Below are 9805 nucleotides of genomic sequence, written 5' to 3' on the forward strand. Positions count from 1 at the left end.
TTTCGTGACGCCTTACTGCACGGTAAGGCGCCCTACCCTGCAGTAAGGCGTCATCAAATGGCCGGTCGTGGAGGCCCCCGCCAGGTGGCTGGCATCATGGGAGCCATGAGCCGTTCCGCATTCACCACGCACACCGCACACGTCAACGACATCGACCTCGCCTACACGGACGAGGGCCAGGGGGCCCCGCTCGTGTTGTTGCACGGTCACGCCTACGACCGTTCCATGTGGGACGGCCAGGTCAAGGCCTTCACCGAGCAGGATTGGCGCGTGATCGCCCCGGACCTGCGCGGATTCGGGGCATCAGAGGTCACTCCCGGGATCGTGTACACCGAGGAATTCGTGGCGGACGTGATCGCTCTGCTCGACGAGCTCCAGGTCCAGCGGGCGGTGCTGCTGGGCTTCTCGATGGCCGGACAGGTGGCCATGCAGCTGGCTGAATCCTACCCGGAGCGTGTGAGCGCTCTGATCATCAACGACACGGTGCCGCAGGCCGAGGACGCGGCGGGGCGGCGTCGTCGTCACGTGGCCGCTGACGGAATCGTGAGCGGCGGCATGGACGCCTACGGCGAGGCCGTGCTGCCCAAGATGATCTGGGAAGAGAACGTGGAGCGACTGCCCGAGGTGGCCAAGACGGTGCTCGAGATGATCCAGGCGTCACCGCTCGAGGGTGCCACGGCAGCCATGCGCGGCCGCGCCGAACGCAACGACTTTGTCGAAACGCTCAAGAACTTCGACAAACCCGCCCTGGTGATCGCCGGCGACAACGACGCCTTTGACGGCGGCGCAGCCCAGCGCATGGCCGAGCTGCTGCCGCACGGCGAGTTGGCGGTGATCAGCAACAGCGGCCACACGCCCAACATGGAGAACCCCACCGAGTTCGACGCCGCTCTGGGCGCCTTCCTCGGCAAGCTCGCCTAGGGCCTACTTGTTCCAGGCGTTGGCCAGCAGCTCCATGCCCCCGAGGACGTCCTCCTGGCGGGTGGCCACGGGGGAGATCATCAGCTCATCCGCATCCGCGTGCTGGGCGAAACGCTCGAGGTAGTCGACCACGGTGTCCGGGGTGCCCACCGCGGTGTACTTGAGCATGTGGAGTACCTGCTGCGCGGCGGGCGAGGCCATGACCATGTCCATCTCGTCCTCAGTGAACTCGCGGCCACGGCCCACCATCATGCGGACACGGGCGCGCTGGGTGGCTTCGAGCTGGCGAGCTGCGTCCTCAGGATTCTCGGAGACGATCACGTTGACCGCCGCGATCACGTAGGGCTCGGCCAACTGCTCGGAGGGCTGGAATTGGGTGCGGTACGTGTTGACCGCGTCCGCCAGGGCGTCCGGGGCGAAGTGCGAGGCGAATCCGTAGGTCAGGCCGTAAGAGGCCGCCAGCTGCGCACCGAACAGTGATGATCCAAGGATGGTCAGCGGCACGTTGGTGTTGGCGCCGGGCATGGCGGAGACGCCGGGGATACGGGAGTTTCCGGTCAGGTACCCCTGCAGTTCCTTGACGTCCTGCGGGAAGCTGTCCGCGGACTGCGGGGAGCGGCGCAGGGCCTGCAACGTGCGCTGATCGGTTCCGGGAGCGCGGCCCAGGCCCAGGTCGATGCGTCCCGGGTAGAGCTCCTCCAGAGTGCCGAACTGCTCGGCAATCGTGAGCGGCGAGTGGTTGGGAAGCATCACGCCGCCTGCACCCAGCCGGATCGATTCCGTCTTAGCCGCAATGTGCGAGATCAACACGGCCGGCGCAGAGGACGCAATGGTGGGCATGTTGTGGTGCTCCGCGTACCAAACCCGGGTGTAGCCGAGTCGCTCGGCCTCCTGCGCGAGGGTAACGGAATCCGCGAAGCTCTCACCCACGGACTGGTTCTTGCGGACGGTTGCGAAATCAATGACGGACAGCGGCTGGCGCACGTAATACCTCACTTCTCGATGATGGTTTCTAGGGGAAATAACGGCTCGTGCGGCGGTATAATTCCCACGGTTCTTGGGGCGCTTATGGCTGTCGGGGGTGCTGCGTAGGCTTGATGCATGGCCGAATTCGAGGTCAACGAATTGTTCTCCGTACCGCGTGAGCGCCAGGAACCGGCGCCCGGTGCGGTGCATATCCCTGACTGGCTGGACACCGAACAACAGGCCCAATTGGTGACCCAATGCCGCGTCTGGGTCAGGGATTCTCCCATGCGGCACCAGGTCATGCCCGGCGGGGGTCGGATGTCCGTGCAGTCGGTCATGCTGGGTCGTAATTGGCGGCCCTACCGGTACGGCGCGAGTGCTGGGCCGGGGGTCCAAGAGCTGCCGGGGTGGCTCGTGCACATGGGGCAGCGTGCCGCGGCGGACGCGTACGGCGAGCTGAATGAACTCGCGTTGAACTTCGAGCCGGACTCCGCGCTGATCAACTACTACGATTCCCAGGCCCACATGGGTATGCACCAGGACAAGGATGAGTACTCGGCCGCGCCCATCGTGTCCCTGTCGCTGGGGGATACGTGCGTGTTCCGGTTCGGCAACACCGAGACCCGTACCGCGCCCTATCAGGACATCGAACTGCGCTCCGGGGACCTGTTCGTGTTCGGCGGCCCCTCACGCTATGCGTTCCACGGTGTACCCAAGGTGTATCCGGGAACCGGCGGTCCGCAGTTGGGGATGAAGCACGGCGGCAGGCTCAACATCACGCTGCGGATGACCGGGGGGCAGGGGTAGCGAGTGGCTTGGCTGGGGAATGAGCGAGCGGCCCCGCCGGGAAAGGTGAGGTAGCGGGGCGGGGTCGGGCGCGGCGTCGTCGGCGAGAATGCCACACTGAACGCATGGACGTTGAGGCAGTGGACCCGGAACCCACCGACGAGCAAGTGGACCGCTACCGGCTGTTGGCCGGTGACCACGCGGCGGGCGTGGGCGTGGTGTGTGCGCGGCACCGGGGTAAGGACCACGCGGCCACGGTCACGGCATTCGCAGATGTTTCCTACGATCCGCCCACTATGCTTGTGTGTCTCTACGACATGGGGCGGATCTGCGAGGCAGTGGAAACCTCCGGTGTGTGGACCCTGAGCCTGCTGAACTCGTCCCAGCGATCCGTGGCCAATTGGTTGGCGAGTCCCGGTAACCCCGTGGACGGGCTGCTCGATTCCGTTCCGTTCCACCGCACGGAGAGTTCCGGAACTCCGGTGCTGGACGGCTCGCTGGCGTGGTTCGAACTCGAGACCGTCTCGAGTCATACCGCGGCCACCCATGAGGTGTTCATCGGCCGCGTGGTGGCCATGGGCCGGGGCGAGGGTGCGGGCAACGCCGACGCACCGCTCGTGCACTTCGCCAAGGAATACCGTTCGTTGCGCTAGCCAACCGCGCTGACACGACCACGTGAGCACCGGGGAGCAGGCAGTAATTGTGACGGACTGTTGCGCTGCGGGATGAACAAATCCGGAGCGGCCTGGAATTGTGGAGAGTCAGCCCCCGTTACAGCTACCACGCGCCTCTCAGTGTTTGAGGCCGTCGACCACGTCCACCTTTGGAAGGACTTTCCATGACAGATCAGCCTCGCAACGCACCATCCGGAGCTTCGCAGCCCGGCGCGGACTCTGCTGATCTGATGTCGCCGGACCGTCACGAGCACGTCCTGGATTCGGTGCCCGCCACCGGGAAAGAAGCGGAGCACGCCTCGGCCAAGGTCGCCGACTTCGTGGCACCCACGGAGGACCTCATCGAGGACGACAACCTGATCAACGGGTTCAAGGCCGCCTTCGGTCAGCACCCCGCGGGAATCGCGATCATCACCGTGGCGGGACCGGAGGGCCCGGTGGGTCTCACGGCGTCCTCATTGTCGTCGATCTCTGCGCAACCGCCCATCCTGGGTTTCTCTCTGCAGGCCAAACGCGGTTCGGCCGCGATCGTGGCCGACGCGGAGTCATTTCTGGTGCATTTCCTGGACGCGGACAATATCGACCTGGCCCGTGCCTTCTCGATCTCCGGCGCCCCGCGCTTCGGCGAGGACATGCCGTGGGAATCGTTGCCCACCGGTGAGCCTCGCCTGCTGGGCGTGCGTCGTGTGCTGCGTGCCGTGCCGCTCGCCCGGGTCAAGGCGGGCCCTGCACTGGTCTTCAACGCGTCTGTCGTGGAGAATCTGGGCGACCAGGGCTCGGGGGAACCCCTGGTGTATCACCAGCGGCAGTTCCACGGGCTCAGCCAACAGTCCGTGATCGATTACCAGATCTGAACGCGGGAACGCCGCGCGTAAGGAAACGGGCAAGGAAAGAGGCACGCAGTGAGCAATATCGAACCGGACCCCTCAGAACAGTTGTGCGGTGAGGACGAGCCCGCGCAGGGCCTCGAGATCATCGACCCCCGTGAGGTTCCGCTGGGCGGTCCGCGTGCCATGCAGGTGCGCCGCACCCTTCCGGCGCGCGGTCGCACCATGATCGGCCCGTGGTGCTTCGTGGACCACTACGGCCCCGATGACGTCTCGGAAACCGGCGGCATGAACGTTCCGCCGCACCCGCACACCGGTTTGCAGACCGTGTCGTGGCTGTTCACCGGCCGCATTGACCATGAAGATTCGGCCGGTCACAAGGCCACCGTGACTCCCGGCAGCATCAACTTGATGACCGCCGGGCGCGGCATTAGCCACACCGAATACTCCACAGCGGACACCACCGTGTTGCACGGTGCCCAGTTGTGGTTGGCGTTGCCGGACGCATCCCGCGACACCGACCCTGGTTTCGAGGCCTACACCCCGGAGCCCTTGAGCGGTGAGGACTGGGACCTGCGCGTGTTCCTGGGTGAATTCGCCGGGCAGCGCTCGCCGGTGCATTCCTTCCACCCCGTGCTGGGCGCGGAGCTCGTGGTCGACGCCACCGAGCACACCGTTGAGGTCGAGTTCGACCTGAACGAGGACTTCGAACACGGCGTACTGCTGGACGAGGGCAAGACCCTGATCCAGGTGGACCCCGACGACGGCGGCCCCAGGTGTGTGCTCAAGACTGCGCAGCTGGCACACATCGCCACCGGTGCCCGGACAGTGAGGTTCCGGGTCCCACAGGGCGAGCAGGTGATCCTTCTGATCCTGGGCGGTACCCCGTTCGGTGAGCAGATCACCATGTGGTGGAACTTCGTGGGCCGGTCCCACGACGAGATCGTCGCCTACCGTGACGCCTGGCAGTCCGCGATCGACGCCGACGACGCCCCGACCGTCGAGGACGCCGATCCGCACGGCAGGTTCCCGAGCGTCGTCGTTGATTCGCACGATGACGGCGCTCTTCCGGCGCCCACGCTGCCCAACGTGCGACTCAAGCCCAGGCCGTAGCGCTGCGCTGGCAATTAGAGGAAAACCCGATCCGATCCCGGATCGGGTTTTTCTATGACGCAGATCATATAAATACTTTCTGCGGAATTGGTTGACATCTCAACACGGGCGAGTAAAGTAGTTTCCGAAGCAAGCAATAGTTCCCCGGATAAACGGGGAACGCGACAATTTCAAGGAGAACCCCCATGACTACTTTGAACGGCATGACCACCGGTACCTGGACCCTCGACCCCGCCCACACCGAAATCGGCTTCAGCGTTCGTCACGCTGGCATCTCCAAGGTCCGCGGTCAGTTCTCGGACGTCACCGGCCAGCTCAACGTGGCTGAGGACGCAGCACAGTCCACCGGCGAGATCGTCGTGGCCATGGCTTCCGTGGACACCAAGAACGAAGCTCGTGACAACCACGTTCGTTCCGAGGAATTCTTCGACGTGGCCAACCACCCGGAGATGACCTACCGCATCCTGGGCCTGAACCTGACCGACGGCGAAGGCACCGTGTCCGGCGAGCTGACCCTGCGCGGCGTGACCAAGCCGGTCGAGCTGGAAGCCGAGTTCAACGGTGTGGCCGTTGACGCCTTCGGCGTGACCCGTGCGGGCTTCACCGCTTCCACCGCGATCTCCCGCAAGGAGTTCAACGTGACCTGGAACGCTGCCCTCGAAGCCGGCGGCGTGATGGTGTCCGACAAGGTCAGCATCGACCTGGACGTCGAGTTCGTGGCTCCCGAGGCCAACTGATCCCGCACGTGCGGTCGCTGCGCGGGCCGGGGAGAGGGTCAGCGCAGCGACTGCACGATGAAGTACACCAAGGGCACCAGTACAAGTCCGAGCAGGGCAATCCGCCGCAATCGCACTTCCATGCGAGCGGCGTTGATCTGACGCTTGTTCCCCCCGGTGTCCTGACGGTCTTCAATGAGCGGGGCTGTCCCGGTCGCAGATTCCTGCGGCCGGGACTTTTCCCTGTCCGGAGTCTGATCCGAGCGCGGGGTGGTGTCCCCGGCGTCTCCGGTACTGGCGGGGCCAACTGGGTCAGGATCCGAACCCGGTTGCTGCGGTGACGTGGCCACGATGTGCCTCCTGGGCTGAGAATTCTATGAGCGCAAGCGTGCGGGTCAACGCCATCTGGTGGTCATGATCAGTCCGGTCATCATGAAGACGAGGCCGATGATCAGGTTCCACACGTTGATCCCCGGAATGGGAAGTGTGCCCTGGAACAGGTAGTACACGATGATCCACAGCAGGCCCACGATCATCAGGCCGATCATGACCACCTTGTACCACATGGGGGTCGGCTGGGGCTCGCCGGTGCGGTCGCGTTTGGCTGCCTTGCGCAGGGCCTTCTTGTTCTTCTCACCCTCCAGCTCGTCCGTGCCGTCCGCCGTTGCGGAGGTGGAGCCACCGTTGTCACGGGCTACCGACTTCTCGAACGCTTCCGCATGACGATTGCGGGGCAGGTTCTGGGCGGCCAGTTCGGTCAGCTGACGATCCTCATCCGTGATCGCGTACTTCTGGTTGGATTCCAGGGACTCGCGGGACTTACCGAATCGCTTCTTGGGCTGGGACACTACTGATCATTCCTCCTGCTGCGTGGGACGTGCGGGGTTCGGACCCCTCCACGGTACGCATTGCGAGCGTGAGACGCCTGGGCGTGAAACCGGCGTTCAGTCTACCGCTCACGCGGGCGTAGACTTGCGCGATAGTTCCGTCTAATCGCTTGTACGCGCAGGAGTAGCTTTCGTGTCCGTGAAGATTCTCGTGGTGGATAACTACGACAGCTTTGTCTACACCTTGGTGGGTTACCTCCAACAGTTGGGGGCCGAAACCACGGTGATCCGCAATGACGACCTCGATGTCGCGGCGGTGACCGCTCTGGCCGGTGAGCACCAGGGCGTCCTGCTGTCACCGGGGCCCGGCGCACCGGCGGATTCCGGTGTCTGCCCAGACCTGATCCGCTGGGCCGAACAGACCAGGACCCCGCTGTTGGGTGTGTGCCTGGGTCACCAGGCGCTCGGCGAGGTCTATGGCGCCAGCGTGGGTCACGCGCAGCAATTGATGCACGGCAAGACTTCCCAGCTGATCCACCACGGTACGAGCGTGTTCGCTTCCGTACCGTCCCCGTTCACGGCCACGCGTTATCACTCGCTCGCCGTCGACGCCGCTACGGTCCCGGACTGCCTCGAGGTCACCGCGACCACCGAGGACGGCCAGGTGGTCATGGGGCTCAAGCACCGCACCGCGCCCCTGCACGGCGTGCAGTTCCACCCCGAGTCCGTGCTCACCGAGGGCGGGTACCTCATGCTCGGCACGTGGCTCGAAGAGGTCGGGCAGGTGGGTGCCGCAGCCGCGGCCGCCGGGTTGTCCCCGCTCATGACCGCCTGAGAGTTCAGCGTCCCGCTACGTTCGGGTCTCGTCCGGATGCGACGTCACGCACAACCATGACCGGCATCAGCGGTGACCTTCACGGAAACGCCGTGCTCCCCGAGAAGGGGGAGCACGGCGTCGTCGTCTGTGGAGCGGCTAACCCCGGGAGCGGGTAGATGCCGGGGTCGGCCTCTCAGCCTGTTCGTCCGAACCATTGCCGGCCGATTCGGGCTCGGCAGACGGTGTGGGCTCGGCCGAGGTCGGTTCCGCCGTCGGCTCCTCACTGGGCTCCGGCGTGGGGGTGGGTGTGGCCGTGGGTGACGGCGTCACCTGACGCGCAATGGTGAGTGTGACCGTGGACCCCTGGGCCACCGAAGAACCGGCCGGGGCGGACTGTTCGAGCACGTTGTCCGTGGCCTCATCCCGGGAATCCCGGACTGCGATGTTGAAGTTCAACCGGACGTTGTCCGCGCGTAGGGCGCTCTCGGCTTCGGCGCGGGACATGCCCACGACGTCCGGCACGGTCACCCGACCGCTGGAGACCTGCAACTGCACGGGGCTGTCCTTGTCGAGCGAGGTGCCGCCAGCTGGATCGGTGGACATCACCACGTTCTCGGGAACGGTTGCGCTGTTGGCCGTGCTGACCATGCCCACGCTCAGGCCCGCTTCACGCAGGGCATTGCGGGCGTTGTCCAGGGTCTGACCGACCAGGTCATTGGGGACGTCCACGGTGCCGGGCCCGTCCGAGACGGTCACAGCCACGCTGGAACCCACCGCCACCTGATCGCCCGCGGAAGGATCCATGGTGATGACGTGCTTCTCCGGCACGGAATCGCTGTTCTCGGTGCTGAAGGTGGGCTCGAGCTGGGCGTCACGCAGCGTGTTCTCCGCTGTGGTGCGGTCCATTCCCACGACCTGCGGAACGGAAACCATGGACGGCTGCTCCACCTGCTGGTTCTGCCACCACTGCACACCCAGGACACCGCCGATTCCGAGCCCCGTGATGAGCAGGACGATCAGCACCGCGGGGAGGATCCAGCCGTTGCCGCCCTTCTGCTTGTCCCGCTTGGCAGGCGCGGCAGCCGCGGCACCCGGTCGCACGTCCTCGGTGTCCTCATCCGGATCGAGTTCGTAGTGCAGGGGGTCATCATTCGCGTCGACCGGTTGCTCGGCGGTCTCACTGCGTCCGGCTGCGACCACGGCGCCGGCGGCGGCTCCGGCACCCACCGCAGGAAGTGTCTTGGTGTTGGTGTCCGCGGTCTGCGTCGGATCCATTGCCTGAGTGGCCTCGAGATCATCCGGCAACTCCACGAGAACTGTACGCAACGCGCGACGCATCTGAGCGGCGTCGGAAAAGCGATGGTCCCGGTCCTTGGCCAGCGCCCGTTCCATGAACCGGTCCACGGACTTGGGCAGCTGGGGGTTCAACGCCGACGGCGCGGGCGGTGCGTCCCGCACGTGCTGCGCTGCGATCGCGACCGAGGACTCGCCCACGAACGGTGCGCGGCCGGTGAGCATCTCGAACAGCACGCACGCCGCGGAATACAGGTCCGAGCGCGGGTCCACCGAGGCACCGCGGGCCTGCTCGGGGGACAGGTACTGCGCGGTGCCCAGGACCGCTTGGGACTGCGTGAGCGCGGCCTGGGTGTCCTCCACGGCGCGTGCGATGCCGAAGTCCATGACCTTGACCCCGCCGTCCGGGGTGACCTTCACGTTGGCCGGCTTGATATCGCGGTGCACGATGCCCGCGCGGTGGCTGAAGGAGAGGGCATCCAGAATGCCGAACATGTACTCGATGGCCTGCTCGGGGTCGATGCCCTTACCGTGGATCAGTTCCCGCAGGGTCTGCCCGGGGACGTACTCCATCACGATGTACGGTCGGGTCACGCCGTCCGGGCCCTGCGGCTTGATCTCGCCGGTGTCGTAAATCGAGACGATCGTGTGGTGGTTCAGGGAGGCCACTGCTTGTGCCTCGCGCTGGAACCTCTCGTGGAACGTATCGTCCGCGGCGAGTTCGGGTCGCAATACCTTGATGGCTACGCGACGCCCCAGACGGGTGTCCTCACCCACGTGCACAGTGGCCATGCCACCGCGACCGATGACCTCACCGACCTTGTACCGGTCGTTGATCAGGTCTGGCATTGCGGGCATCGGCATG

General features: G+C 65.4%; 11 protein-coding genes. 7 read left to right on the forward strand and 4 right to left on the reverse strand.

The window, feature by feature from the left end:
• The first annotated feature begins 105 nt into the window (after nucleotides 1-105).
• Nucleotides 106-921, forward strand: coding sequence for an alpha/beta fold hydrolase (locus tag CKW39_RS13210; RefSeq protein ID WP_095798651.1), 816 nt, complete (start codon nucleotides 106-108; stop codon nucleotides 919-921).
• Between the two features lie 3 nt (nucleotides 922-924).
• Here the strand turns inward: CKW39_RS13210 and CKW39_RS13215 are convergent, their stop codons facing one another.
• Nucleotides 925-1905 carry an LLM class flavin-dependent oxidoreductase gene (locus tag CKW39_RS13215; protein WP_095798594.1) on the reverse strand — a complete coding sequence of 327 codons (981 nt, stop codon included), beginning with the start codon at nucleotides 1903-1905 and terminating at the stop codon, nucleotides 925-927.
• A 117-nt stretch (nucleotides 1906-2022) separates the two neighbouring features.
• Between CKW39_RS13215 and CKW39_RS13220 the strand changes: the two genes are divergently transcribed.
• The 5 genes from CKW39_RS13220 to CKW39_RS13240 all read left to right on the forward strand — a co-directional run bounded on the left by CKW39_RS13220 (nucleotide 2023) and on the right by CKW39_RS13240 (nucleotide 6024).
• Complete coding sequence (locus CKW39_RS13220; protein WP_095798595.1) at nucleotides 2023-2694, forward strand: alpha-ketoglutarate-dependent dioxygenase AlkB; 672 nt, start codon at nucleotides 2023-2025, stop codon at nucleotides 2692-2694.
• Between the two features lie 104 nt (nucleotides 2695-2798).
• Nucleotides 2799-3326, forward strand: coding sequence for a flavin reductase family protein (locus CKW39_RS13225; protein ID WP_095798596.1), 528 nt, complete (start codon nucleotides 2799-2801; stop codon nucleotides 3324-3326).
• 185 nt (nucleotides 3327-3511) lie between these two features.
• Nucleotides 3512-4201 carry a flavin reductase family protein gene (locus tag CKW39_RS13230; protein ID WP_238663036.1) on the forward strand — a complete coding sequence of 230 codons (690 nt, stop codon included), beginning with the start codon at nucleotides 3512-3514 and terminating at the stop codon, nucleotides 4199-4201.
• Nucleotides 4202-4249: 48 nt separating this feature from the next.
• Nucleotides 4250-5287: a pirin family protein gene (locus tag CKW39_RS13235; protein ID WP_095798597.1), complete on the forward strand. Its 1038-nt coding sequence runs from the start codon at nucleotides 4250-4252 to the stop codon at nucleotides 5285-5287.
• Between the two features lie 185 nt (nucleotides 5288-5472).
• The gene (locus tag CKW39_RS13240; RefSeq protein WP_095798598.1) at nucleotides 5473-6024 is read left to right on the forward strand and encodes a YceI family protein; all 552 of its coding nucleotides are present in this window, start codon (nucleotides 5473-5475) and stop codon (nucleotides 6022-6024) included.
• Nucleotides 6025-6062: 38 nt separating this feature from the next.
• Here the strand turns inward: CKW39_RS13240 and CKW39_RS13245 are convergent, their stop codons facing one another.
• Together CKW39_RS13245 and CKW39_RS13250 are read right to left on the reverse strand one after the other, a co-directional pair.
• Nucleotides 6063-6353, reverse strand: a complete 291-nt coding sequence (locus CKW39_RS13245) for a hypothetical protein (protein ID WP_095798599.1) — start codon at nucleotides 6351-6353, stop codon at nucleotides 6063-6065.
• A 45-nt stretch (nucleotides 6354-6398) separates the two neighbouring features.
• Nucleotides 6399-6851: a cell division protein CrgA gene (locus CKW39_RS13250; protein ID WP_095798600.1), complete on the reverse strand. Its 453-nt coding sequence runs from the start codon at nucleotides 6849-6851 to the stop codon at nucleotides 6399-6401.
• A 172-nt stretch (nucleotides 6852-7023) separates the two neighbouring features.
• Between CKW39_RS13250 and CKW39_RS13255 the strand changes: the two genes are divergently transcribed.
• Nucleotides 7024-7665 carry an aminodeoxychorismate/anthranilate synthase component II gene (locus CKW39_RS13255; RefSeq protein WP_095798601.1) on the forward strand — a complete coding sequence of 214 codons (642 nt, stop codon included), beginning with the start codon at nucleotides 7024-7026 and terminating at the stop codon, nucleotides 7663-7665.
• 138 nt (nucleotides 7666-7803) lie between these two features.
• Here CKW39_RS13255 and pknB read toward each other — a convergent pair whose 3' ends face one another.
• On the reverse strand, nucleotides 7804-9804 hold the full coding sequence (gene pknB, locus CKW39_RS13260) for a Stk1 family PASTA domain-containing Ser/Thr kinase (protein ID WP_095798602.1): 2001 nt from the start codon (nucleotides 9802-9804) through the stop codon (nucleotides 7804-7806).
• Between the last annotated feature and the right edge of the window lies 1 nt (nucleotide 9805).

It is taken from the genome of Kocuria sp. WRN011, assembly GCF_002295155.1.
Taxonomy (GTDB): domain Bacteria; phylum Actinomycetota; class Actinomycetes; order Actinomycetales; family Micrococcaceae; genus Kocuria; species Kocuria carniphila.